Origin of the sequence: Campylobacter cuniculorum DSM 23162 = LMG 24588, from assembly GCF_002104335.1 — a bacterium.
In the GTDB taxonomy this organism is placed as follows: domain Bacteria; phylum Campylobacterota; class Campylobacteria; order Campylobacterales; family Campylobacteraceae; genus Campylobacter_D; species Campylobacter_D cuniculorum.
Genome location: NZ_CP020867.1, coordinates 733,928 through 757,110 on the forward strand (window position 1 = coordinate 733,928; position 23,183 = coordinate 757,110).

Consider the following 23,183-nt stretch of genomic DNA (forward strand, 5'->3'; position numbering starts at 1 on the left):
ATGGCAAAAGAAAAAAATAATTTTGACGAATACACTCAACTTGAAGAATACGCTTCACAAGAAGAAATAGCACAAGCTAAATCAGAGCTTTTAACTTGTCCGGATATTAATAATTCAATCTCTGGAACCATCATCTCTGTGTCTAAAAATCACGCAAAATCCGTAATGATTACCACAGCTGACATGGTTGTTGATTCTCAAGGACTCATTTTTGATGGTTTCATCTTTGCCGCGGCTAATTATGTCGCACAAGCGGCTATTAATAAAGAATTTTCTGTCTTAATCGGGTCAAAATGTTTTTTTTATGCCCCTTTAAAACTCGGAGATGTTTTAGAACTTGAAGCACAAGCTTTATTTGACGATAGCTCTAAGAAAAGAGATGTTAAAGTTTTAGGGTATGTCAAAGAAATAAAGATTTTCGAAGCAACTTTGCAACTTGTATCCACAGATGACCATATCTTTAGGCTTAAACGTCCTCCTCTTAATACATCAAAACCTAAAGAAGAGCAAAACCCTCAAGCAATGCCTAATCCCGAAGATGTAGCAAAGACCTTATCTGCGTCAATGAGATAAAACTATAAACTTGAAGGAAAATTAATCCAATTTTCTGGGCAGTCTTTGTGATACATTCCGCTTGCATCGTAGTATTCTTCACAATCACTATAAAGACGTTTAGAAAGTCCTCTTTCATTGACAAAGCAACCTGAATTTAAAAAAATAAAAATTAAAAATAAAACTATCTTTTTCATTTAAACCTTTAAAATCGATTTTGCTTACGCCATTTATAGGGCTCCAAAGGATTTTTATTTTTCCAAAGCCCTAGCTTTTTTTCTTGAGCTAATTTTTGCTCTCTAAGATACATATCACTATAATAACTATAAGCCCAAGCATGTCCTGTATCGACCATAATTTTATTAATATCTTTATCCTCAAATTTAATAAGAGCTAGAATTCTACCATATTTATCCTTATCTTTATAAATAATGCGAATTTTTTTATCTCCTATCATTGAAGCTAAAAAATTTTTTGATTCTATTCCAAATTCCTGCTTACTTTCAGGGGCATCAATACCAAATAACCTTATCTTAACAATCTTATTGCCCTCTAAAACATTAATCGTATCCCCATCTATGACTTTAACAACCTTAACCTCTAAACTTTGCGGATTGACAATATATTCTTTGGTAAAAAGTGTAACGAGGATTAAAATTAAAACTATGAAAAAATTTTTTGGATGATTAAGTATTTGGTTGATTATTTTAGAATTTAATAGTTTTTTATGATTTATTCTCATCAATAGCCTTAAAAATTTAAAAAAAATATGCCATAATTTTACCAAAACAAGGAGAGAAAATGCAAAGTATTTTACAAAATTTTAAAAATTTATCTCAAATTCCACATTGTAGTTATGAAACTGAAGAATTAAAAAAATTTTTAAGTGCTTATGCGAGAGAAAAAGGTTTTAAAGTGAGCATTGATAAGGCTGGAAATATCCATTGTATCAAAGGTAATCCTAAAATTTGTTTGCAAAGTCATTATGATATGGTTTGTATGGGAAATGCACCAAAGATTGAGCTTTACGAGGAAGAAGGTTTTTTAAAAGCTAAAAATTCATCTTTAGGAGCAGATAATGGTATGGGCGTTGCGATAATGATGAAAATGATGAATGAATTTAATCATCTTGAATGCCTTTTTACGAATGATGAAGAAGTAGGGCTCATCGGAGCAAAAAATTTAGAGCATCGATTAAAATCAAAAATGCTTCTTAATTTAGACCACGAAGATGAAAAAGATATTATCATAGGTTGTGCGGGTGGAGTGGATATAAAGGCTATTTTGCCTTTTGAATGTGAAAAAAAATTTGGAGAACTCTATGAGCTTGAAGCTGTCAATTTTAAGGGTGGGCATTCTGGCATTGATATTGTAAAAAATTCAAAAAATTCCATCAAAGAAATGGCAAAATTCATTAAAGAAAATCAAGGTTTGGTTGTATTTTTTGAAGGAGGAGAAAGGATTAATTCTATCCCAAAACACGCTAAAGCCTTAGTGCATTTTAAAAATAAGCCTAAAGAAAATCAGTGGATTAAATGTCAATTTTTAGAAGAAAAAGAATTTAATTTTTGCAAACAATCAAAGCTCTTGCTTAATGTTATAAACGCCTTTGCACAAGGAATTCGTTCTTATAATCTCAATCTAAATATCGTTCAAAGTAGTATTAATTTATCTCTTTTAAGAATGCATGATGAAAAAATCACAATCGAGCTTTTTGCAAGGGCGAATTTTTTAGAAGATTTAAAAGAATTAGAATTCCAAACTTTGGAATTTTTTCAAGCCTTTGATTTTAAGGTGCAAAGTTACAATTTTTATCCGCCTTGGGAGGGAAAGAATAATGCTTTAAGCGATGAGGTCTTTAAAATTTTAAGTCAAATCATTCCAAATCCTAAAATTTCAGCCATACACGCAGGTCTTGAGTGTGGAATTATAGAAAAGAATCAAAAAATCCTTTGTTGTTCTATAGGACCAAATATCTATAATCCTCATTCTACAAACGAGCGTTGCGAACTTGCTTCAGTAGAAAAAATTTCTCAAGTTGTTTTTGAGGTGCTTAAAAATCATCAGTGAAATAAATTTTTAGCTTTTTTAGCACGTCTTTATAAATATTGATTTATGGCGTGAATTTAATATAAAGATTGATTGTAAAAGTGAGTTTGGAATTTTAGTATCAGTTATATTTGAGTTTAAAATAAATTCTTGTTTATAAAAAAGCAAAATGTGTTTTAAAAATATTGAAGTCTAAAAAGGGCTTAAAAAAGCCCTTTAATTTAGAATTTTCCACCCTCAATCACAACATCATCTGCTTTAATATCATCTGAAAAATAACTTTTCAAAGTTTCATCATAGGCTTTATGAAAGAAATTTTCATCAGCAAGTTTGATGATGAGATTGTCTATAAAATCTTTAAGCTCTTTATCCCCTTTTTTAACCGCAGGAGCAATCACATCTTGGTCGCCTAATTCTTTTATCACAACTTTAAAATTAGGATGTTCTTTAACCCAAGCAAAAAGCAAGGTATTATCGTGTGCTACAGCATCTCCTCTTTTATCGAGTAAAGCGGCAAAAGTTTCAGTGTTTTGGTCATATTTGAGCATTTTAATGTCTGGGTAATTTTTTGTAAAATAGGCATCAGCTGTTGTTCCTTTATTGACGATTAAGGTTTTACCTTTTAAATCCTCTATACTTGAAATGTCAGAGTCATTAGGCACAGCTACACCTAATGCAACTTTCATATAAGGTAAAGCAAAATCCACTTGTTCAGCTCTTTCAGGAGTCTTAGTAAAATTCGCAAGGATGATATCCACTTTATCTGATTTTAAAAACTCAACGCGATTTGCAGCTTCAACAACCACAAATTGAACCTTATTTTCATCACCTAAAAGCTCTTTAGCAATACGTTTTGCAAAAGCCACATCATAACCTTGATTGAGTCCTTTTTCATCAATATAGCCAAAAGGAGGTTTGTCTCCAAAAACACCTATTCTCACAACACCATTTTGCTTGATTTTTTCAATGGAGCTTTTAGTTTCCATGCTAGAATCTTGACAAGCAGTTAAGAATACTGCAACAAAAATCGCAAAAATACTTAATAAAGCATTTCTCATAAACTTTTTTCCTTTCTTTAAAAGATTTGATTGATTATTATACATTAACTTGGTTAAAAATTAAGATAAAAATATTCTTAATTTTTATAAAATTTTTCTAAAGTTTAATTTTATTTTTATTTAAAAAATGAAATAATACCGCTTTGAGAAACATTATGGAGAAAATTTTTATGAAAAAATACATTTTAATGGGTTTGAGTGCTTTAATTCTTTGTGGTTGTGGAGAGAGTGTATCGCAAGAGCTTGTAAAAAGATATGAGACTATGATAAATACTAAACTTAAAGAGGGAACAAATCAGCTTAAAGAAATGTATAATGTCGAGCTTGAAATGCCAGATTTTAGTTGCAAGACTGATAAAAATTTCATTAAATGCACCAGCAATAATATAGCAATTTTTTACAAAGAACCTCGAAAAGAAAAGTATGAAATTTTTAGTATTAAAAGCATAGAATATGATTTCAATGAAATTTATAAGGGTGAAAATAAAGGATTGATTTCCATCCAAGATTATTACAATGAACTTTTCAAAGACAATAAAAAGCTTGAAACTTCATTAAATATAAAGGGTATCAGACTTTCTCAAGATGTGATTGAAAACACGAAAATAAAAGATGTTAATTTTGAGGATATAAAAGTTAAAAATTTAATCATAAAATTAATCCAAGAAGAATACAATCTTAACCACATCAACTACACCACTTTGTCAAATAAAGCTTTAAAATACGATTTTTCTCAAAAATTTTATAACACCAAAAATTCTTTAAATTTAAACTATGGAGGAAGTGTTAATCTTAAAGAAGAAGGTTTTACTGCTCTTGAAAAAGAATTAGAAGTTAAATTTAATACACAAACTCTAAATTATGAGAGAAATTCCACAAATGAATTGAGCAAAGTAAATTTTGATTTACTCTTGCCTCAACTTCCTCATTTTATTTCGATTAACGATTTAAAATTTAACTTTTCTCTTGATACTGAAAACGCTCTTCAACCTTATGTAGATATACTTAAAAGTTCTCTAGAATTGCAAAAAAATACAAGCAAAGATGAGCAAGAAACTTTAAAGCTTGATAAGATTTTAACCTTGCTTGAAGATATTATTAAAAATCCTGTCTATAATATTGATATAAACGCTCAATTTAAAGATATTTTACTCAAAGATTATCAAAAAGAGGGTGTAGAAGTTATAGAAAAAATCACCATCAATGGCAAGGATTTTACAGATATTCTTAAAAAGAATATGAAAGATATTTTGGGAAGGTTTTAACTTTTTTAATTGTGAAGATACTTTTTTCTCCAAGCGAAAATAAGAATGAATTTTGTCCTTATCCTGTGATAAATCAAGATTCATTTATATTTAAGGATTTATTTCAATTAAGAATTCACGCCCTCTCTTGCTATGAAAATTTTGTCAAATCAAGTGATGATGAGAGTTTAAAAGATTTTTTTGGAGTTAAAAATACCAAAGAATTTTCCAAATTTAAACAAGATTTAAAACTTTCTCCTACAAACAGAGCTATCGAACTCTATAGCGGTGTTAGCTATCAATTTCTTGATTTTAAAAGTTTAGATAAAACAAGCAAGGATTATATTTTAGAAAACACTTTAATTTTTTCTAATCTTTTTGGCGTTGTTAGAGCAAGCGATACTTTGCCTTTTTATAAATTCAAGCAGGGTGCAAAAATCGAAAATTTTGCCATAGAAAAATTTTATAAAGACAATTTTTCTTCAAAACTTGATGAATTTTTAAAGGATGAAAATATCATAGATTTAAGGGCTGGATTTTATGATAAATTTTATATTCCCAAAAAAAGATTTACCACATATAAATTCATTAAAAATGGAAAAATAGTCAGTCATTTTGCTAAAGCTTATCGGGGAATTTTGCTTAGAATTTTAGCTCAAAATCAAATCAAAGACAATCAAAATCTCTTAGACAAACTCCCTGATAAGCTCCATTTAAAGGAAATTAGAATTTTAGGACCTAAGGAAGAAATTATCTTAGAAATTTTAGAATAAAGCTTGAAATGAACTTTTATAGTATGAAAAAGGAGGAGAATTATGGAATATTTATTATTTTTAACCATAATCATTATATTTTTATTCATAGTGTTTTTAATCACTATGCGTTATGAAAGAAAGATTAAGCTTTTAAACCAAAATATACAAAATTTAAAAGAACATATGAGTGAAATTGAAAGCAAGGTGATTCAAAATCGCACTTTGATTGAAAAAAATAGAGCAAATATCGAGGATATTTCTAAGCAATAAATTTAATTTTAAGCTTATAAAATGGATTTTGATTAAGAGTAAGGGTAAAAATCTTTTCTCCTATAATTTTATCTTTACTCTTATAGATAAAACTTCTCAAAAATGCAAAAAGCTCTGAATTTTGCATTTTTCCTAATAAAATAATACGTAAAATATTCTTATAAATTCCATATTTATAGCTTACTCCGCTTGGGAAAAGTTCAAGATTAAAGCTAATACTATCACAAGAATCATCATAATTTAAAATTTCAATTTTTACAAAACAAAGCTCTTGCTCACTCTCCTCTAAATCTTTAAAAAATTCGAGTTTTTCTACATTTGAAAGCTCAAAGCTCTCATTTTTTTCAAATTCTTTTGTGTATTTAACAAATAAATTTTTACCAAAAATCCTTGAATAATACTCTGCTAAAGTTAATTGAAATTTTTCTTGTTTATTGCATACTTTTTCCTCTTCATTGCAAGGAAAATTTTCGTTTTGATTTGAATGATTTTTTTGAGAATTCAAATCTTTTTCTTTTAAATTCCTCTCATCTTTTTCAAAAAATTCATCAACAATGATTGTATTTTCATCGCTCGAAGTCTCTAAAAATTTAATGATTTCATCAAAACTAAAATGTTCATCGCTAAATTCCAAAAAATCGACATTTGAAGTTATGAAATTCACCCCATCTCTCTCGTTGATTTTATCCTTAACCACAAAAGCATGGGCACAAAAATGCGATTTTTCTATTTCATATTCTGCACTTTTACCCTTAAAATGCACTTTCATCTAATGCCTTTGCTATGAGCTCTAAAGGATTTTTAAATATAACTTTACTTTTATTTTGTTCAAGAGAATTTGAAATTTGCATTCTACAGGCTGAACATTCTGCACTCACAATTTGTGCTCCGCTTTCATCAATCATCTTTGCTTTTTTAAGTCCCACACTCAAAGCTTTATCATAATAATCCATTTGCATCGTTACACCACCAAAACCACAGCACGCGTTAGAATCTTCCATTTCAACAAAACGATAATTTGCTTTTAAAAGCTCTCTTGGTTCTTTAAACACCCCTTGCATTTTTTTAGCGTGACAAGGATCGTGATAGGTTAAACAAATATCACGTCTTTGTTTTTGATTTAAGAGTTTTAAAAGCTCTGTGTTTTTATAAAAATACCAAGTGGCTAAATGAATTTTTGAAGAAATCTTTTTTGCTCTTTTTGCCCAATCTTCTTGTCCTTGCATCATAAAAAAATGCTCTAAATCAACATTAAGCATAGCCGAACAGGTAGCTTCTGGCACAATGATGGCTTCTAAAGTTTGAAGTTTTTTTTCAAAATATTCTATATTTTTTTTAGCTAAAATTTCAACGCTCTTAAAATCACCCGTAAAAAAATGTGGTGCCCCGCAACAAACTTGTTCTTTCATCAAATCCACATTGATTTTTAATTTTTGAGCTATTTTAAGCACGGAATTTGCTGTATCTGTATAAAAATAATTTGACAAACAACCTACAAAAAAACCTAAAGTTTTTTCTCCGCCATTATCGATAAATTCAGAATTTTGATTCAAAAAACTCGTTTGAGTCAAGGAGCTTAAAAGCCTTCCTTTTTTAACAAAAGGCAAGGAAAACCTCGCTTTCATTCCTAAATTTTTACCTAAATTTTCTTTTGAATTAATATCTAAAGGTTTTTGAATTTTAAAAGCACAGCTTTGTAAGACAAAGCCAAATTTTGCTACAATATCCAAAATTCTGCGTTTTCTTAAAAGAAAAAGAATGATTTTTTTATACCAAGCTATGCCAAATTTTTTAGCAAGATCATAACGCACCGCTTCAATCGCATTATCCACTTTTAGATGAGATGGACAAACTTCAACACAATTTGTGCATAAAAAACAAGACTCAAAAATCTTTTTTGCCTCCTTATCAAGCTCAATATTCCCTTCTTTATAAGCAGCTAAAAGATCTAAAAATCCTCTAGGACTTGTGCTTTCATCAGAATTTATTTCATGTATTGTGCAAGTTGGGATGCATTTTCCACATTTAACACAAGCATCCGAAAGTTCTTTAAAATTCATCATCTACACCACATTTTTCAAAACTTTTTTGTATTAAACAAATGATTTTCTAAGAAAATTGATTTAAATTTCTTAGTCAAAAAATAATAAAGTGTTTTATTCTAGCATAAATGTTTTAATTTGATTTTAAACCACTCTAGTTTGATTTATGAGATTATTAAGTCTATCCATAACAGAAGCTACATAAGAATTAATGCTTTCACTACTTGCTTTCCAACCATTAGCCTTTGCTTGATTAAATTGTCTGTCAAACCAAGCACCACCATAGCCTATACTAGAATCTTGCCATTTAACCCCATTTTCATAGGCATAGATATGACCATCTAACCAACCTCCTAAAGCATCCGCTTTTAATAAACTTGTAAAATCAACCTTACCTGTCATAATATCATCGATATCAATATGAAAACCATTAAAACTTTCTTTAGCCATAGCTGTATTATAAGCCTCTACTCTTGGATTTAGTGTAGTCTTTGAACTTTCAACAGGTTGTCCCCCATTTGCTCTTAAAAAACTCATAAACAAAGCTTCTTTAGGATATTCCCCTTTTTCATTCTTTGAATATACAGACATATCAGGGTTAAACTCCCAATCATTACCACCATTAGTATAAGTTTCTTTTAAATCTTGTAAAGATAAACCAAAATTATTTCCTTCTATGCCACTTATAGAAAGTCCAGATTGTATATACAGACTTGAAGCTTCTTTCATTTGTTCAGAAGTTCTATAAATATTTGCAACAGAAGCCTCAGATAAATCTTTTAGATGAGTAATATTCATTCTATTATTTGGGTCATTAAAATCTATTGTTTTAATCCCACTCACACTATAGCCCTTAGGTAAGCTTTCCAAATCCGCTTCACTAAAACTTGTTTTATTACTAGGAAAACTTTTATCTAAGGCATTAGAAAAAAGATTGTAATATTGTTTTATAGTGTCTGCCATATCTATATTAGTGTAGTATTTATCTACTCCTAGATATTCTTTGATACCTGAAGTAATAGCAGAATTTTCTGCAGCCCTCTCTATCTCCTCTAAAGTTGATTTATGTATCTTAAAATCCTCTGGCAATCCTGCTGCTTTATTAAAATCACTTGTCATATAACCTTGACTATCCACTCCATAACCATAAGCCATAGAAACAGCTTGATTTGTTTCACTTTGTTTATTGATTTCACCTTGTTTATATTTTAAAGCATAAATAGAATTTTGTAAAGGATTATCTAAAGGATTTGAATTGAGTATTTCATTCTTTGCTAGAGTGAAAGTATTTTGAGTTTGAATTCCACTTAATTTTGTAACATTATCTTTTATCATAGCATTAGCAAATTTAACTTGATTATTCTCTTTATTTTCTTTACTCTTAGAAAGTATAGAACTATAAGCAGATGATGAACTATCATTGATACCGAAAATACTCATATTTGTCTCCTTATTTTAGATTAAAAGCAATAATCTAAAACAAGCAAATTTTATTCCATTTTTAGATAAAACTCAAATTTAATCATTGTAAATTATTATGCTATAATTATCCTTTTAAAAAGGATAAATCATTATGAAAATACTTAATTTTTTTTATGAAAATCACCCTAAATTTGAGCCAAATTTTGAAAGAAAAGTAAAAATTTCTTTAAAAAATACACTGATAAAAGGTCCTAAATATTGCGGTAAAAAAAGTTTGATTTTAAATTTTCTTTCAGATTTTAAAGCCGAAGAAATTTTATTTTTGGATTTAAAAGATTTAAGATTTGAAAAGGAAAGCTTAAAAAATTTAGAACTTTTTTTAAAACAAAATTCCCAAATTAAAATTCTTTGCCTTTATAATCTTGATTTTATCCCAAATTTAGATTCCATTTCTATCCCTATAATTCTAAGCACGGATAAGAAAAATTTTATTGTGCCAAATTTTACAGAATTTGAGCTTGATTATTTGGATTTTGAAGAATTTATTAGTGCGAGTAAAAAAAACTTACCCATCAATCATCTTGTGGGACTTTTTTTACAATCAGGACGTTCGGTATTTAGGGATAATGAAATATTAAGAAAAAATTTTAATGTCTTAGAGCTTGAAATTTTAAAATATTTAGCTAAGAATTTAGGCAAACAAATCAGCATAGCCCAGCTCTTTATAGAAGTTAAAAATAACATTAAAACCTCTAAAGATAGCCTTTATCAAAGTGTAAAAGACTTAGAAGATTCTTTTATGATACACAGCATTTTTCATGATGAAAAAAAGCTTAGAAAAATTTATTTTAGGGATTTTGCTTTAAAAAATGCTCTTTGCATTCAAAAGGATTTTAAACATTTATTTGAAAACCTCATTTTGAATGAGCTTTTTAAATTAAAACAAAATTTTTTTTATAATAAATTCTTTCATTTTTATTCTAAAGATTCTAAAATTGCTTATATTTCAAGTCCTACTTTAGATCTTGATTTTATCAAACTTCGTGCGAAAAAAATTTTACCTAAAGCCCTTGAGCTTGGAATTTTTCATATTTTTTTTATCACCCTTTCAAATGATGAAAGTTTTTTTGAGCAAGGAGTAAAATTTGAGGTTTTACCTTTTGATAAATGGGCTTTAGGATTTTAAAACAAATTTTCTTTTTGAATTTCATCGTATTTTTCTAATTCATATTTTTTTATAACGCTTTCTAAGATTTTAATATAGTTCTTATTTTCAGAATAAGAATGCATAGAGTGAATAGCGTCTAAACCTTTAATCTCTTTACCTTGTTCTAAAAATTTAGCCCTTGCTTCTCGAAAATCTTCATAGGCAAAATGACGATTTAAATTCAGTACATAAGAATCCACACTTTGTTGCAGATTATCAAAGATGCGAATTCTGTGATTTTTATTTGTGTGTCTTCTTTGAGGCAATAAGCCCTCTCCGCTCCAAGTCCATTCTCCAAAAAGATTGTTTGCTTCTCTTGCAAAGCGACTTGTCCCAACAGCACTCTCAACCAAAGCTTGAGCCATACCTAAAGATTTTGGAATAAAATTAATTTTTTTTTGATATTCTGCTAAGTCAAAAAGATTTTCAATGCGGTATTTATTTTTAATTTCTATGAGTTTTTCTAAATTTTTTTGATTTTTAATTCTAAAAGCATTTTTAGCACTTTCATTTAAAAAAGCCTCCACGAAGGCTCTTTCTTGCTTAATATTTTCAAAAGAAACATCAAGCATTTCATTCATTTTAACGAAAAAAATTTGCTTTCTTTGCTCTGCGTCTAAATCATAATAATTTTCTCCAAATTCACTTGCAAAAATCAAAGACATAAAACTAAGAAAAATTATAATTTGCCTCAAAACAATATCTCACCTTACCCTTAAAATAAATACAATCCTTTTGAAATCTAAAAAACACCTCTTCTTTGCTTTTAGGGATGATTTTAACCTCATTTTGCACCATTTTTTTTAAAAAAGCCAGGTAAAAACAAGCCGCCATTCCTGTTCCACAAGCTAAGGTTTCATCTTCAACACCTCTTTCAAAGGTGCGAACTTTGATTGAATTCTTATTTATAATTTCGGCATAATTTACATTTGCATTATACTTTTTTCTTAAAAATTCACAAGTTTTTTTATCAAATGCGTCTAAATTTTCACAAAAATGCACAAGATGAGGCACTCCACTATCACATTCTTGCCATGTTTTATTGTCAAATTCAAAGGCTTTTTTTGTGTATTTTATTTGACCTAAATTCACTTCTACAAAGTCTTTTTCAATTTCTGCTTCAATCACTCCTGCAGAGGTTAAAAAACGAAGTTTTACATCCATTCCTTTAATATAATGTGCAAAATGTGCCACTGCTCTTGAAGCATTGCCGCACATTGAAGCTGTGCTTCCGTCTTTATTGTAAAATTCCCATTCAAAATCATAATCTTTATGCGGCAAAAGCACGACAAGCCCATCCGCTCCTATACCTTTATAACGATTGCACACAATTTTTGCAAGCTCACTTCTGTCCGCCTTTTTGTCCGCACTAAAAATTACAAAATCATTGCCATTGGCATAATATTTATAAAATTTCAAATTTCTCCCCTTGAAATTTTTTCTATAAATTTAATACACTCCGCCTTAAAATTCTCATAAGTGCTTGTATTGTAGATGACAAAATCTGCTAGAGGAATTTTTTTTTCAATATCCATTTGTGCTTCAATGCGTTTTAAAGCCTCTTCTTTGCTTAAATTTTCTCTTTTCATCAATCTTTCTAAACTTTGTTCTTTGTTTGCATAAATGAGTATGCTTTTTCCAAGATTTGCGTAATTATTGTTTTCAAAAAAAAGCGGAAGTTCAACAAAAAAAGGCTTGTTTTTTTGCTCTAAAATGTGTATTTTTTCCAAAAGTCTTTCTTTGATTTTAGGATGCATAAAATTTTCGAGCTTTTTTTTAGCATTTTTATCGCTAAAAACTAAAGCCCCTAAGGCTTTGCGATTGATTTTACCATTGATAAGCAAAGCAGGATTTTCGAAAAGTCTTGCAAGTTCATTTGAAAATTCATTTAAAATTTCATGGGCAATTTCATCAGCACTTAAACTTTCAAAACCCATAGAATGGGCAATTTTTATAAAAGTACTCTTTCCACAAGCTATGCTTGCACTCACAAAAAAAGTATGATTCATCTTTATACCTTATTAAAATTTTTTTTGTTAAAATACCTTGTAAATTCTTAAAGGAAAATAAATGAAAATTTCATATGAACAAGCTGGAGTCAGTATAGATAATGCAAATGCCTTTGTCAATGCCATTAAACCTCTTGTAAAACAAACTTTTAATGCAAATGTCTTAGGAGGCATAGGTTCTTTTTCTGGAGCCTATAAAATGCCTTCTCATTTTAAAAATCCTGTGATTTTAGGAGCAACAGACGGAGTTGGGACAAAATTGCGTCTTGCTATTGATGCAAAAAAATATGATACCATAGGGCAGGATTTGGTTGCAATGTGTGTGAATGATTTGATTTGTAATTTTGCTACACCTTTGTTTTTTTTGGATTATTATGCGAGTGCTAAACTTGAAATAGAAGTTGCAAAAAATGTTCTCTGTGGGATTGTAGAAGGTTGCAAGAAAGCTGGTTGTGCTTTAATCGGAGGCGAAACAGCTGAAATGCCCGGAATGTATGCTCAAGGTGATTTTGATTTGGCGGGTTTTGCAGTGGGAATGGCTGAAGAAGAGGAGATTGATAGAAGAGAATTTGTTAAAAATGGAGACATTTTACTCGCTTTGCCAAGTTCAGGGCTTCATTCTAATGGTTATTCTTTAGCCAGAAAGGTGCTTTTTGAAAGCTTAAAAATGAATTTTGAAGACAAAATAGGCGATGAAAAACTTATCGATATTTTGTTAAAACCAACAAGAATTTATGTGAAAGATTTTTTAAAACTTAAGCCTTATATCAACGCTTTAGCTCATATTACAGGCGGAGGTTTGGTGGAAAATCTGCCCCGAATTTTCCCTCAAGGCATAGGTTGTATTATAAGAAAACATCATCTTAATACTCCCGAAATTTTTTATAAAATTGCTGAAGCTGTCGCAGAAAATGAAATGTATAAAAGCTTTAATATGGGCGTTGGAATGGTGCTTGTTGTGAGTGCTAAAAATGTCTCTAAAGTGCTTGAAAATTCTGACGCTTTCATCATAGGAGAGGTGGTTATTAATGAAGGAGTGAATTTAGAATGATTGCGATGTGAATGGAAATTTTTAAAGATTTGCAAAAATGATTTAAACAATGTTTAAAATTGACTTTTTTATCTATAAAAATTTGCAATTTGTATAGATATTTAAAATTTTTAAAAACCAAGAATTAAATCATTGAAATTAAGCATAAAAAGACTTTTTTTAAAAATTTCAAAGACGTATTGTGTGAATCAAAGCAAAAATATTTTTATAAAATCTTTAAAAAGATTATTTGTTTAATGAAAGTCAATAAAGAAATTAATCTTGTTCGTGTTTTAAAATATTATGTTCAATTGATTTTGATATATAGCAGTGTTAAAATTTATTAAAACTTAGATTTAGACAATTTAAGATTATATAAAATATATTCTAAAAAACTAAAATTCTTTTCTTTGCTTAACCCAAAATTTTTTTGACAATTATAAACCCAAAATTGCTTTTTAATTGTATAATACGCATTAAATTTTGTATTTGGAAAAAAGATGAGAAAATTAAACGATGAAGAAAAAAGAGTGATTTTAGAAAAGGGCACAGAGGCTCCTTTTAGTGGAAAATATAATGATTTTTACGAAAAAGGTTTTTATCATTGTAAGCAATGTGGTGCTAAGCTTTATGACTCTAAGGATAAATTTAAATCAGGTTGTGGATGGCCAAGTTTTGATGATGAGATTAAGGGTGCTGTGAAAAGATTGCCTGATAAAGATGGTATAAGAACGGAAATTTTGTGTGCAAAATGTGGGGGACATTTAGGGCATGTTTTTAAAGGGGAGGGTTTTTCACCTAAAAATATCAGACATTGTGTCAATTCTATCTCTTTAGAATTTGTTAAAAGTCAAGACTAAAAATACAAAATGTTTGTGCATATGCAAGAAATTCACTTAATGTTTTTTTCAGCCATTACTCTACTTGCTGTATTGAATCCTTTTGGAAATCTCACTCAATTTTTAGCAATGAGCGAGGGCTTATCCTTAGAATTTAGAAAAAAACTTTTTAGGACTATTTTATATACTGCTTTTATCATTGTTTTGGTCTTTTTGTTTTCAGGCTCTTTGTTTATGAACTATATCTTTCGTGTAACCCTTGATGATTTAAGGGTTTCTGGTGGATTAGTGCTTATTATTATGTCTTTAAAAAATTTACTTTTTTCAACGAGAAACGCAACGAAGGATTTTTCACATTATCAAGAAATGGACGAAAAAGAGCTTTTAAGACAGAGTTTAATCCCTATGGCCTTTCCTATGCTTGTAGGACCTGGAACCTTAGCAACCATTGTTGTGCTTTCAGAAGATGGAGGACTTGAAATCGCATTGGGGGCTGTGATTATAGCCTTTATTTTTATGGGAATTTTATTTCATTTTGCTGCAATGATTGAAAGAATTGTTGGGAAACTCATTTTGCATGTTTTTTCTAGAATAGCCCTTGTTTTCATTGTCGCTATCGGTGTTAAGATTATGGTAACAGGTTTAAAGGGTATATTTAATTTATAAATTTAAGTTGCAAGAGTTAATTTTTTAGTAAAATAAAATCCTTAATCACATTCTAATAGCGATTTTATCATAATTTATAAGCAATTTTTTCGCGTATTTAAATCATAAAATCGCTTTATTTTTTTCAATTTTAAAAATTAAGACTTATTAAACTTTAATATCCACACTTTTATGCTTGATATTGTTTAAATTCATTTGAGAAAGAATTTGATTTAAATTTGAGTGTTTGTCTTATCATTGATTTGAATGCTAAATAAAAGTTCTAATTGTTCTTTTAAAACAAATTGCTCTTTTAAAAGCTTTTTTAAAATTCGTTTGTGTCATAAGTTTTGCTCTTTTTTTAACTTGTATGGGGTGAAGGGTTTGTTTTCATCTTGTTTATTTTTATCAGCTTTGGTTATGACTTTTTTATTGTTAGATTGTTCTTGCATTTCTTTTTGAATGTCTTTTTTGCTTTGTTCTGCAATTTTATGAAATTTTTCATCAATCCAATGCGTTGAAGCTTGATTTTTAGCTTTGAAATCATTAAGTGATTGAATCTGTTTTTGTGTCATTTTGTCGTTTAAAATTTTATTTTGTATAGAATCTTTGAGAATAAAAATTTCCTTTATAGGCTCATCATAAGCATTATATGACAGATAAAAACAAAATGTTTAATTTTATCATATTAAAAACAAGTTATTGATATATGCAGATTTAAAATCATTTGTTGAATTGATTAAAATATCTTTTTTTATATTAAAACGACAAAGATTGCGAGAATTTGAAATGAAATTAAGATTTTTGATATAAATAAAAATCTTTAAGAATATTGAGTTAATATTTAATATAAAATCAATCATCATTAAAATTTTTTTCAACATATGATTTTGAAATATTTTTTATTTGAAAATGTAAAAGTAAATACCTTAAAAAGGATTTACTTTTTAACTCAAACGGTTTTAGAAAATACCTTTTTATCTTCGCTAATATTTCTAAAATAAGCATCAAAACACATAGCAATATTGCGGATAAGCAAAACTCCTGTTTCATTAACCTTGATGAAATTCTCATCTTTACTTACAAAATCTTTGTATTCTTTTAAATCCTCTAAATCTTGCTTAAAATATTCCTCAAATTTAAGATTGAATTTCTTTTCAATCTTTTTAATATCCAACTTAAAATTTGCCATCAAAGACATAATCACTTCTTTTCTAATTTTATCCTCTTCGCTTAAAAGCACACCCCTTTCAAAAGGCAAAAATCCCTCATCAATAGCTTTTTCATAGCTTGACATATCTTTAAAATTCTGTGCATAATGTCCAATTCCCTCACCAATGCTCGTAAGCCCAATTCCTATCAAATCCGCACCATCTTTTGTGGTATAACCTTGAAAATTGCGATGCAAGGTATTGTCTTGCAAAGCCTTAAAAAGTTCGTCATTTTCTTTTGCAAAATGGTCCATTCCTATCATTTTATAGCCATTTTGACTTAGAAATTTTTCACAAAATTCCAAAATTTGAAGTTTAACTTCGGGAGTTGGTAGTGTTTTTTCATCAAATTTTCTCATATTTTTTTTAAGCCAAGGAACATGAGCATAGTTAAAAATCGCTAAACGATCAGGATTTAAAAGCAAAATTTTTTCCAAAGTTTGAGAAAAACTTTCTAAACTTTGATAGGGCAAACCATAAATAAGGTCCATATTTAAGGATTTAATCTTTCTTTTTCTCACTCTATCTACTGCTTCTTTGGTGAGTTCAAAGGGCTGAATTCTATGGATTTCTTTTTGCACTCTTTCATCAAAATCTTGCACTCCAAAACTGATACGATTGAAACCATTTTGGGTTAAAACATCGGCTTGTGCGTCATTTAAAAAACGTGGATCAATTTCACAACTTATTTCGGCATCTTCTGAAAAATTCCTAAAAACATCCTTAATCTTTAAAATGAGTCTTTCTAATTGCTTTGCACTAAAAAAAGTAGGAGTTCCGCCTCCAAAATGCATTTGCACAACCTCTCGCTTTGTGTCTAAAATTTTATCCAAAAGATTAAGCTCTTTAAAAAGATAGTCCAAATACCTTTCCTTACTCTCTTCTTTGGCTGTATATATAACATTACAGCCACAAAAATAGCAAGCACTTCTACAAAAAGGTAAGTGAAAATACAAAGAAAGATTTCTGCTTTGTTCTTTTAAAATTTGTATGTATTCTTCGTATTTAAATTTCGAGCTAAATTCCACAGCAGTGGGATAAGAAGTATAGCGGGGTCCTGCTTTAGAATACTTCACATAAGCCTTATAATCTTTCATCGTTTCTTGCCCTTTCTACCATAGCTTCCATATCTACAAATAGGTTAGGATGTTCTTTTTTTATATCTGCAATCAATTTTTCAAGGTCGATATTTACCTCCATTAAGCCATTTTTTGCTTTTTGTTTAATAGCGTCCATAGCGACCGTCCAAGCATCGTTAAAATCAATGGGAATTTGTTGATAAATTGCCTTTTCGAGTCTGAGTTCAAAATTTTCTTTTTGGTTTTGTTTTAAATTCTCTAAAATATTTTTAAGACTTTTTAAAGACACTAAAGTATGAATTTCATCATTTTCATCGACGATAAACCAAGGTTCAGGTCCATCAAAACTACCATTTTTCAAAACCAAGAGTTTTTCATTTTCCTTTTGAGTTTTTTTGAGTTCTAAAATGGTTTGATCTTCTTTTTTTATCCCTAAATTTTGAGAAAATTCATTAATACGTTTTAAACAAGTATTGTATTTTTTTAATTCTTTCATCTTCTATCCTTTTGTTTGATTTAAAAAGCAAAGCAGAGCTTTGACTACGTACAAGCGATTTCTTGCTTCTGTAAAAATCACTTCACTATGGGCTTCAAAAAGCTCTTCACTGACTTCATACCCTCGATAAGCTGGAAGACAATGGAGTAAAATCGCTCCTTCATTTGCCACACTCATTGCTTCTTTATCAACCATAAAGCCTTCAAAATCCTTAATCTTTCTGTCTTTATCCTCTTCTTGCCCCATAGAAATCCAAGTATCTGTAATGACAACATCTTTATTTTCAATCGCTTCGAATTTATTATGTGTGATTGAAATTTTTGCCCCACTTTTGAGAGCTTTATCTCTAGCAAAACTTAGAATTTCAGGGTTAATCTCGTAATTTTTTGGAAGAGCTATACTGATTTCATAACCTAAAATTGCAGCAGCAATCAACCAAGAATTACACATATTGTTACTATCACCGATAAAAGCGATTTTTCCTTGCTTATTCCATTCTTGAATTGTCAATAAATCGCCTAAAACTTGAGTGGGATGACAAAGATCACTCAAAGCATTAATCACTGGAGCCTTTGAATACTTAGCAAATTCAACTAAATCCTCGTGGTTTTTAACCCTAAGCATGACAAAATCCACCATAGCTCCAATCACTCTTGCTGTATCTTTAATCAATTCACCACGATGAAGTTGCAAGTCATTTGCACTCAAAAACAAAGCCTTTCCTCCAAGCTCTGTGATAGCAAGTTCAAAAGCCATTCTTGTTCGTGTAGAGCTTTTTTCAAAAATCATGGCTAAGGTTTTATCAGGCAAAAGTTTTTGAGGATTTTTTTTAAGTTCAGCCGCATGAGTGATTAAAGCGTGAATTTCTTCTTTGCTAAAATCCTTTAAACTTAAAAAATGTCTCATAAACCCTCCTTTAACATTTTGGCTAATTCTTTAGCATGATAGGTAATGATAAGCTTTGCACCCGCTCTTTTAAATGCTATCATTATCTCAAAAACCATTTTTTGATAATCAATCACCCCAGCCTTAGCCCCAGCTTTGAGTAAAGCATACTCTCCACTCACATTATAAACACACAAAGGAAGTTTGGAATTTTGACTGATTTCTTTAACCACATCAAGATAGGCTAAAGCCGGCTTTACCATTAAAATATCCGCTCCTTGCAACTCATCTTCTAAACTCTCAAGCAGGGCTTCTTTTCCATTTCTAAAGTCCATTTGATAGCTTTTTCTATCCCCATAACTTGGAGTTGATTGTGCCACGTCTCGAAAGGGTCCATAAAAACTTGAAGCAAATTTAGTAGAATACGCCATAAGCGGTAAATTTTCAAAACCATTTTCATCTAAGCTTTTTCTTAGAATTTCTATAATCCCGTCCATCATTCCGCTCGGTGCTATCATATCCGCTCCCGCTCTAGCTTGAATTAAAGCTTGTTTTGCTGAAATTTCTAAAGTGGCGTCATTATCTACACTTTTAGTCTTAGGGTCTATAATGCCACAATGTCCGTGTTCTGTATATTCACAAAAACAAAGATCACAAATGACAATTAAATTTGGAAATTTCTCCTTAATCGCTCTAACACTTTTTGCTATAAGCCCCTCATCATCAAGACTATCGCTCCCACAGCTATCTTTTTTTGAATTTTCTAAGACTCCAAAAAGCATAATGGCTTTTATGCCTAATTTTTCTAATTCTTTACATTCTTTTAAAAGTTCATCAAGACTCATTTGAAAAACATCGGGCATTGAAGAAATTTCTTTTTTGATTTTTTTTCCTTCAACCACAAAAAGCGGATAAATTAAATCACTGATTTCTAGGTGATTTTCGCTAACCATAGCCCTAATATTTTCATTCATTCTAAGTCTTCTAAACCTTTTAAACATAATTTTATCCTTTTTTTGACATAATTTTGAATTTTTAATAAAACTATAAAATTAGATTTTAGCATAAATTTAATGATAAAGAGTAAGTCAATGGATATAAAAATTTCAGAAATTGCAAATTTGCCGAGCAAATGGGGAATGTTTAAAATTCAAAGTTTTGAAGAAAATAACAAAGAACATCTTTGTATCTTTAAAGAACTTTCTCAAAATCCTATAAATTTAAGAATTCATTCAGAATGCTTAACAGGCGATGCCTTAGGAAGTTTAAAATGCGATTGTGGAGAGCAACTTGAATTTTCTTTAAAATACATAGAAAAATATGGTGGAATGGTCATTTATCTCAGACAAGAAGGAAGAGGCATAGGGCTTTTTAATAAGGTCAATGCCTATGCTTTGCAAGATAAGGGTTTAAATACCATAGAAGCAAATCATCAACTCGGCTTTAAGGCTGATGAACGTAGTTATGAAGTTGTAAATTTTATTCTTAAATATTATAAAATTTCGCAAATCAATCTTCTAACAAACAATCCTAAAAAACTTGAATGTATCAAAGATAAAATACTCACTCGTATCCCTATACTCATAGAACCAAACCGCTTTAATGCTGAATATATTAATATCAAGCAAAGACAAATGGGGCATTTAAAAGAGTGAATTTTTTAGAGCATCTTGATTGTTTAAAAACTTGTGATATAAAAGATTTTGAAATGAAAGTGCAAAATTATAAAATTTTGCTTAAAAAATTTAATTCAACCCACAATCTCACAAGATTTAAAAATATCGATGAAAATATTATAGACAGCCTTAAAATTTTGGATTTTAAGGATTTAAGTTTTGCAAAAAATATCGTAGATATAGGAAGTGGAGCAGGATTTCCTGCCATATTTTTAGCCTTTATTTTAAAAGCTGATTTTTATCTTTTTGAACCAAATGCAAAAAAAGCCTCCTTTTTAAGAATGCTTAAAATAGAATGTGAGTTGCCTCATTTGCACATTTTTAAACAAAAAATTGAAGAATATCAAACCCCATTTAAAGCCGATATTATCACTTCAAGAGCCTTAATGAATGCTTCTTCATTAATCAAACTTTGTCAAAATTTTATCGATGAACACACTCTTTTCTTACTCTATAAAGGGAGCGGGGTCGATGAAGAATTAAAAAATTTTAAACATTATGAAATTTTCGCACGCGGTTTTAGGAGGTATTGTTTCATTAAACCTTGATTTTGTTAAAAAGGGGTAAAAGTGAATAAAATATTATTTTTGATGATTTTTATATATGAAGTAATGGTTATATTTAAAGATGAGTTAGAAAAGATTTTAAATGCCTTTATAGTGTTAAGTTTAATAAATTTTAAAATTAATTTATTGTATCATATCTGCTTTGTTATTTAGAAAATTTCGGATTTTAAGGAGAAAATTAATGAGAAAAATTTTCATACAAATTCTTGTTTTTTATTCTTTATTTTTACTTGTTTTTAGTGCAATGCGTTTTGTGATGTCCTATTATTTTATCTTAAATCAAGCCTATGAAGAGCTTACAAAAATGTTTCTTGCAGGTTTAAGAATGGACTTAAAAACATTGACTTATATCTTCTTGCCTTTATTGCTCGCAATGCTTTTAAGCCCCTTATTTAAATCGAAGTTAGCTAGGGGGGGGGATTCATTTGTAATTAGAATTTATACTTTTGCTTCAAGCCTTTATCTTGCTATTACTTCTTTTCTTGTTTTGCTCTTTGTTTTTATCAATTTTTATTATTATCAAATGTATAAAAACAAAATTGATATTTTTATTTTTGGCTTAAAAGACGATGACACTGCCGCGATTTTATCTATCATTTTTAGAGATTATCCCGTTTTATTTTTGACTTTTTTGCTTTTTGCTTTCAGTATCTTTTGTGTGTTTTTAAATCGCATTATTTTAAAAGCAAAAATCAAAAAATACTCCTTGAAAACTTCAACCATATTTGTCCTTAATGTTTGTTTGATTTGTTTGTGTTTTGCAAGTTTAAGGGGGCATAATTTAAGATATGATTATTATCAATTTTCAAGCAATAAAGCCATCAATGAACTTTCTACAAATCCTCTTTTGGCATTTTATTGGGCTTTGAAAAATTACAATAAAGACACCCTATCAAAGCAAATTTCTATGACTAAAGAACAAGGAGTGATTCTGCAAGAACAGCTTTTTCCTCTCTTTCAAAAAAGTCCTAAAAATGATTTGGCAAAAGAGATTAAGCCCCATGTTTATTTTAATCTTATGGAAAGTTTTGGCTTAAATGTCCTTGAATTTAGCAATGAAAAATATAATTTTTTGGGGCATTTGGATAAACATTTTAAAGAAGATTTTGTTTTCAAGCGATTTTTATCAAGCACTAATGGGACTTTAAATTCTATGATGAGTTTATTTTTTATTAGTCCTCTTACTAAAGAGCTTACGACTTCTAAATTTTCACTCACAAAGCTTGACTTTACTCCTTTGCAGCTCTACAAACAAGCAGGATATAAAATCGTTTTTGTCACTTCAGGGAAAAAAGATTTGTATAATTTTGGAGAATTTGCACAAGTAAATGGAGTGGAGCTTTTTATTGATGCAAATGTGCTTTTACAAGAATATCCCCAAGCAAAGGAGACAATCCATCGATACGGCGTTGCCGATGAATTTATGTATCAAAAGATTTTTAAACTCTTAAAGGACTCTAAACAACCCCTTTTTATAATGTCTCTAAGCGTCTCAAATCATCCACCTTTTACACATAAAATCAATGAAAATTTGCTTGATTTTGAGAAAATTTCCAAAGATTTATTGAATAAATTTTCTAATCAAGCTCATAATACTTTAAAATATTATACTTATGCTAACGATGAATTTGGTCAATTTTTAGACGCAGTTAAAACAAGCTCCTTTAAAGATAGAATCATCATTGCTGCAACAGGGGACCATAGGGTAAGAAATTTTGACATTGATTTTGACAGAGAAAAAGCCTTTGCTTATAGTGTGCCTTTTTATCTTTACATCCCTAAAGATTTTCAAAAAGGATTGTATGTTGATAAAAATCGCATAGGCTCACACAAAGATATTTTTCCCACTCTTTATCATTTGAGTTTAAGCGAGGTGGAATTTTTAAGTCTTGGCGGACGTAGCATGTTGCAAGCCCCTATGAATCCTAAGCTTGAATTTGGTTTTAACGACTCGGGAGTTTTGATTGATGAAAATGGCATATATCTTGCAAAAAGCCCTAAGGCATATTTCTATGAAAATAACACAACCCTTAAAAACACTCAACAAGATTTTGAGCCTGATGAATATCATCAAAACTTCTTTAAGTTTTACACAGAACTTAGTTTATGGCAGTTATATTGGAGGTTGAATCTTTTGCGTTAATAATT

The 23,183-nt window shown here is 29.5% G+C and carries 26 protein-coding genes; 12 read left to right on the top strand and 14 right to left on the bottom strand.

What is annotated here, in order from left to right; genetic code table 11:
* Complete coding sequence (locus CCUN_RS03715; RefSeq protein WP_027306190.1) at nucleotides 1–573, top strand: hypothetical protein; 573 nt, start codon at nucleotides 1–3, stop codon at nucleotides 571–573.
* A 2-nt stretch (nucleotides 574–575) separates the two neighbouring features.
* Here CCUN_RS03715 and CCUN_RS09760 read toward each other — a convergent pair whose 3' ends face one another.
* Nucleotides 576–749, bottom strand: a complete 174-nt coding sequence (locus CCUN_RS09760) for a hypothetical protein (RefSeq protein ID WP_088245182.1) — start codon at nucleotides 747–749, stop codon at nucleotides 576–578.
* A gap of 8 nt (nucleotides 750–757) precedes the next feature.
* Entirely contained in the window at nucleotides 758–1,294 is a 537-nt protein-coding gene (locus tag CCUN_RS03720) for a thermonuclease family protein (protein WP_027306189.1), read from the bottom strand.
* Nucleotides 1,295–1,353: 59 nt separating this feature from the next.
* On the opposite strand from CCUN_RS03720, the gene CCUN_RS03725 reads away from it, so the two are divergent.
* On the top strand, nucleotides 1,354–2,622 hold the full coding sequence (locus tag CCUN_RS03725; protein ID WP_027306188.1) for a M20/M25/M40 family metallo-hydrolase: 1,269 nt from the start codon (nucleotides 1,354–1,356) through the stop codon (nucleotides 2,620–2,622).
* 200 nt (nucleotides 2,623–2,822) lie between these two features.
* Here CCUN_RS03725 and CCUN_RS03730 read toward each other — a convergent pair whose 3' ends face one another.
* The gene (locus CCUN_RS03730) at nucleotides 2,823–3,659 is read right to left on the bottom strand and encodes a cysteine ABC transporter substrate-binding protein (protein WP_027306187.1); all 837 of its coding nucleotides are present in this window, start codon (nucleotides 3,657–3,659) and stop codon (nucleotides 2,823–2,825) included.
* A 170-nt stretch (nucleotides 3,660–3,829) separates the two neighbouring features.
* Here CCUN_RS03730 and CCUN_RS03735 point away from each other — a divergent pair, with 170 nt between their 5' ends.
* From CCUN_RS03735 to CCUN_RS03745, 3 genes are read left to right on the top strand one after another with little or no spacing between them, the layout of a single operon-like run.
* On the top strand, nucleotides 3,830–4,924 hold the full coding sequence (locus CCUN_RS03735) for a JlpA family lipoprotein adhesin (protein WP_027306186.1): 1,095 nt from the start codon (nucleotides 3,830–3,832) through the stop codon (nucleotides 4,922–4,924).
* 11 nt (nucleotides 4,925–4,935) lie between these two features.
* On the top strand, nucleotides 4,936–5,676 hold the full coding sequence (locus tag CCUN_RS03740) for a YaaA family protein (RefSeq protein ID WP_027306185.1): 741 nt from the start codon (nucleotides 4,936–4,938) through the stop codon (nucleotides 5,674–5,676).
* Between the two features lie 42 nt (nucleotides 5,677–5,718).
* The gene (locus CCUN_RS03745; RefSeq protein WP_027306184.1) at nucleotides 5,719–5,928 is read left to right on the top strand and encodes a hypothetical protein; all 210 of its coding nucleotides are present in this window, start codon (nucleotides 5,719–5,721) and stop codon (nucleotides 5,926–5,928) included.
* On the opposite strand, the gene CCUN_RS03750 is transcribed toward CCUN_RS03745, so the two are convergent.
* The 3 genes from CCUN_RS03750 to CCUN_RS03760 form a co-directional block, all read right to left on the bottom strand.
* Entirely contained in the window at nucleotides 5,918–6,697 is a 780-nt protein-coding gene (locus CCUN_RS03750) for a DUF5416 family protein (RefSeq protein ID WP_027306183.1), read from the bottom strand. The two genes, CCUN_RS03745 and CCUN_RS03750, sit on opposite strands and share 11 nt — an antisense overlap.
* Complete coding sequence (locus CCUN_RS03755; protein ID WP_027306182.1) at nucleotides 6,681–7,988, bottom strand: (Fe-S)-binding protein; 1,308 nt, start codon at nucleotides 7,986–7,988, stop codon at nucleotides 6,681–6,683. The genes CCUN_RS03750 and CCUN_RS03755 overlap by 17 nt, the downstream gene beginning before the upstream one ends.
* Nucleotides 7,989–8,114: 126 nt before the next feature.
* Complete coding sequence (locus CCUN_RS03760) at nucleotides 8,115–9,410, bottom strand: Cj0814 family flagellar-dependent secreted protein (RefSeq protein WP_027306181.1); 1,296 nt, start codon at nucleotides 9,408–9,410, stop codon at nucleotides 8,115–8,117.
* A 133-nt stretch (nucleotides 9,411–9,543) separates the two neighbouring features.
* Between CCUN_RS03760 and CCUN_RS03765 the strand changes: the two genes are divergently transcribed.
* The gene (locus CCUN_RS03765; protein WP_027306180.1) at nucleotides 9,544–10,578 is read left to right on the top strand and encodes an ATP-binding protein; all 1,035 of its coding nucleotides are present in this window, start codon (nucleotides 9,544–9,546) and stop codon (nucleotides 10,576–10,578) included.
* Here the strand turns inward: CCUN_RS03765 and CCUN_RS03770 are convergent.
* From CCUN_RS03770 to coaE, 3 genes are read right to left on the bottom strand one after another with little or no spacing between them, the layout of a single operon-like run.
* Nucleotides 10,575–11,294 carry a glucosaminidase domain-containing protein gene (locus CCUN_RS03770; RefSeq protein ID WP_027306179.1) on the bottom strand — a complete coding sequence of 240 codons (720 nt, stop codon included), beginning with the start codon at nucleotides 11,292–11,294 and terminating at the stop codon, nucleotides 10,575–10,577. The genes CCUN_RS03765 and CCUN_RS03770 overlap by 4 nt on opposite strands.
* The gene (gene dapF / locus CCUN_RS03775; RefSeq protein WP_027306178.1) at nucleotides 11,269–12,018 is read right to left on the bottom strand and encodes a diaminopimelate epimerase; all 750 of its coding nucleotides are present in this window, start codon (nucleotides 12,016–12,018) and stop codon (nucleotides 11,269–11,271) included. The genes CCUN_RS03770 and dapF overlap by 26 nt, the downstream gene beginning before the upstream one ends.
* Nucleotides 12,015–12,608: a dephospho-CoA kinase gene (coaE, locus tag CCUN_RS03780; protein WP_027306177.1), complete on the bottom strand. Its 594-nt coding sequence runs from the start codon at nucleotides 12,606–12,608 to the stop codon at nucleotides 12,015–12,017. The genes dapF and coaE overlap by 4 nt, the downstream gene beginning before the upstream one ends.
* 61 nt (nucleotides 12,609–12,669) lie before the next feature.
* Here coaE and purM point away from each other — a divergent pair, with 61 nt between their 5' ends.
* The 3 genes from purM to CCUN_RS03795 all read left to right on the top strand — a co-directional run bounded on the left by purM (nucleotide 12,670) and on the right by CCUN_RS03795 (nucleotide 15,143).
* Complete coding sequence (purM, locus tag CCUN_RS03785) at nucleotides 12,670–13,659, top strand: phosphoribosylformylglycinamidine cyclo-ligase (protein WP_027306176.1); 990 nt, start codon at nucleotides 12,670–12,672, stop codon at nucleotides 13,657–13,659.
* Between the two features lie 479 nt (nucleotides 13,660–14,138).
* A complete protein-coding gene (locus CCUN_RS03790; protein ID WP_027306174.1) occupies nucleotides 14,139–14,498 on the top strand; it encodes a methionine-R-sulfoxide reductase in 360 nt (119 codons plus the stop codon).
* Nucleotides 14,499–14,519: 21 nt separating this feature from the next.
* Nucleotides 14,520–15,143: a MarC family protein gene (locus CCUN_RS03795; RefSeq protein ID WP_415270579.1), complete on the top strand. Its 624-nt coding sequence runs from the start codon at nucleotides 14,520–14,522 to the stop codon at nucleotides 15,141–15,143.
* 320 nt (nucleotides 15,144–15,463) lie between these two features.
* Here CCUN_RS03795 and CCUN_RS03800 read toward each other — a convergent pair whose 3' ends face one another.
* The 5 genes from CCUN_RS03800 to hemB all read right to left on the bottom strand — a co-directional run bounded on the left by CCUN_RS03800 (nucleotide 15,464) and on the right by hemB (nucleotide 19,794).
* Nucleotides 15,464–15,697, bottom strand: a complete 234-nt coding sequence (locus CCUN_RS03800) for a hypothetical protein (RefSeq protein ID WP_027306172.1) — start codon at nucleotides 15,695–15,697, stop codon at nucleotides 15,464–15,466.
* A gap of 377 nt (nucleotides 15,698–16,074) precedes the next feature.
* Nucleotides 16,075–17,430, bottom strand: coding sequence for an oxygen-independent coproporphyrinogen III oxidase (gene hemN / locus CCUN_RS03805; RefSeq protein ID WP_027306171.1), 1,356 nt, complete (start codon nucleotides 17,428–17,430; stop codon nucleotides 16,075–16,077).
* On the bottom strand, nucleotides 17,417–17,908 hold the full coding sequence (locus tag CCUN_RS03810; protein WP_027306170.1) for a DUF2603 domain-containing protein: 492 nt from the start codon (nucleotides 17,906–17,908) through the stop codon (nucleotides 17,417–17,419). Before CCUN_RS03810 ends, hemN begins: the two co-directional genes overlap by 14 nt.
* Nucleotides 17,909–17,911: 3 nt before the next feature.
* Nucleotides 17,912–18,814 (bottom strand): ornithine carbamoyltransferase, encoded by a 903-nt coding sequence (argF, locus tag CCUN_RS03815; protein WP_027306169.1) that lies wholly within the window; start codon nucleotides 18,812–18,814, stop codon nucleotides 17,912–17,914.
* Nucleotides 18,811–19,794, bottom strand: coding sequence for a porphobilinogen synthase (gene hemB, locus CCUN_RS03820; protein WP_027306168.1), 984 nt, complete (start codon nucleotides 19,792–19,794; stop codon nucleotides 18,811–18,813). Before hemB ends, argF begins: the two co-directional genes overlap by 4 nt.
* A 90-nt stretch (nucleotides 19,795–19,884) precedes the next feature.
* Between hemB and ribA the strand changes: the two genes are divergently transcribed.
* The 3 genes from ribA to CCUN_RS03835 all read left to right on the top strand — a co-directional run bounded on the left by ribA (nucleotide 19,885) and on the right by CCUN_RS03835 (nucleotide 23,178).
* A complete protein-coding gene (ribA, locus tag CCUN_RS03825; RefSeq protein ID WP_027306167.1) occupies nucleotides 19,885–20,448 on the top strand; it encodes a GTP cyclohydrolase II in 564 nt (187 codons plus the stop codon).
* A gap of 53 nt (nucleotides 20,449–20,501) precedes the next feature.
* Nucleotides 20,502–21,017, top strand: coding sequence for a 16S rRNA (guanine(527)-N(7))-methyltransferase RsmG (rsmG, locus tag CCUN_RS03830; RefSeq protein WP_051521749.1), 516 nt, complete (start codon nucleotides 20,502–20,504; stop codon nucleotides 21,015–21,017).
* Nucleotides 21,018–21,216: 199 nt separating this feature from the next.
* Complete coding sequence (locus tag CCUN_RS03835; RefSeq protein WP_232087677.1) at nucleotides 21,217–23,178, top strand: LTA synthase family protein; 1,962 nt, start codon at nucleotides 21,217–21,219, stop codon at nucleotides 23,176–23,178.
* Nucleotides 23,179–23,183: the final 5 nt, after the last annotated feature.

Bases quoted from the DNA above. Each gene is read 5' to 3' on its own strand.
- CCUN_RS03715 (WP_027306190.1), top strand. From the start codon at position 1: ATGGCAAAAGAAAAAAATAATTTTGACGAATACACTCAACTTGAAGAA.
- CCUN_RS09760 (WP_088245182.1), bottom strand. From the start codon at position 749: ATGAAAAAGATAGTTTTATTTTTAATTTTTATTTTTTTAAATTCAGGT.
- CCUN_RS03720 (WP_027306189.1), bottom strand. From the start codon at position 1,294: ATGAGAATAAATCATAAAAAACTATTAAATTCTAAAATAATCAACCAA.
- CCUN_RS03725 (WP_027306188.1), top strand. From the start codon at position 1,354: ATGCAAAGTATTTTACAAAATTTTAAAAATTTATCTCAAATTCCACAT.
- CCUN_RS03730 (WP_027306187.1), bottom strand. From the start codon at position 3,659: ATGAGAAATGCTTTATTAAGTATTTTTGCGATTTTTGTTGCAGTATTC.
- CCUN_RS03735 (WP_027306186.1), top strand. From the start codon at position 3,830: ATGAAAAAATACATTTTAATGGGTTTGAGTGCTTTAATTCTTTGTGGT.
- CCUN_RS03745 (WP_027306184.1), top strand. From the start codon at position 5,719: ATGGAATATTTATTATTTTTAACCATAATCATTATATTTTTATTCATA.
- CCUN_RS03750 (WP_027306183.1), bottom strand. From the start codon at position 6,697: ATGAAAGTGCATTTTAAGGGTAAAAGTGCAGAATATGAAATAGAAAAA.
- CCUN_RS03755 (WP_027306182.1), bottom strand. From the start codon at position 7,988: ATGAATTTTAAAGAACTTTCGGATGCTTGTGTTAAATGTGGAAAATGC.
- CCUN_RS03760 (WP_027306181.1), bottom strand. From the start codon at position 9,410: ATGAGTATTTTCGGTATCAATGATAGTTCATCATCTGCTTATAGTTCT.
- CCUN_RS03765 (WP_027306180.1), top strand. From the start codon at position 9,544: ATGAAAATACTTAATTTTTTTTATGAAAATCACCCTAAATTTGAGCCA.
- coaE (WP_027306177.1), bottom strand. From the start codon at position 12,608: ATGAATCATACTTTTTTTGTGAGTGCAAGCATAGCTTGTGGAAAGAGT.
- purM (WP_027306176.1), top strand. From the start codon at position 12,670: ATGAAAATTTCATATGAACAAGCTGGAGTCAGTATAGATAATGCAAAT.
- CCUN_RS03790 (WP_027306174.1), top strand. From the start codon at position 14,139: ATGAGAAAATTAAACGATGAAGAAAAAAGAGTGATTTTAGAAAAGGGC.
- CCUN_RS03795 (WP_415270579.1), top strand. From the start codon at position 14,520: ATGCAAGAAATTCACTTAATGTTTTTTTCAGCCATTACTCTACTTGCT.
- CCUN_RS03800 (WP_027306172.1), bottom strand. From the start codon at position 15,697: ATGACACAAAAACAGATTCAATCACTTAATGATTTCAAAGCTAAAAAT.
- hemN (WP_027306171.1), bottom strand. From the start codon at position 17,430: ATGAAAGATTATAAGGCTTATGTGAAGTATTCTAAAGCAGGACCCCGC.
- CCUN_RS03810 (WP_027306170.1), bottom strand. From the start codon at position 17,908: ATGAAAGAATTAAAAAAATACAATACTTGTTTAAAACGTATTAATGAA.
- argF (WP_027306169.1), bottom strand. From the start codon at position 18,814: ATGAGACATTTTTTAAGTTTAAAGGATTTTAGCAAAGAAGAAATTCAC.
- hemB (WP_027306168.1), bottom strand. From the start codon at position 19,794: ATGTTTAAAAGGTTTAGAAGACTTAGAATGAATGAAAATATTAGGGCT.
- ribA (WP_027306167.1), top strand. From the start codon at position 19,885: ATGGATATAAAAATTTCAGAAATTGCAAATTTGCCGAGCAAATGGGGA.
- rsmG (WP_051521749.1), top strand. From the start codon at position 20,502: ATGAAAGTGCAAAATTATAAAATTTTGCTTAAAAAATTTAATTCAACC.
- CCUN_RS03835 (WP_232087677.1), top strand. From the start codon at position 21,217: ATGAGAAAAATTTTCATACAAATTCTTGTTTTTTATTCTTTATTTTTA.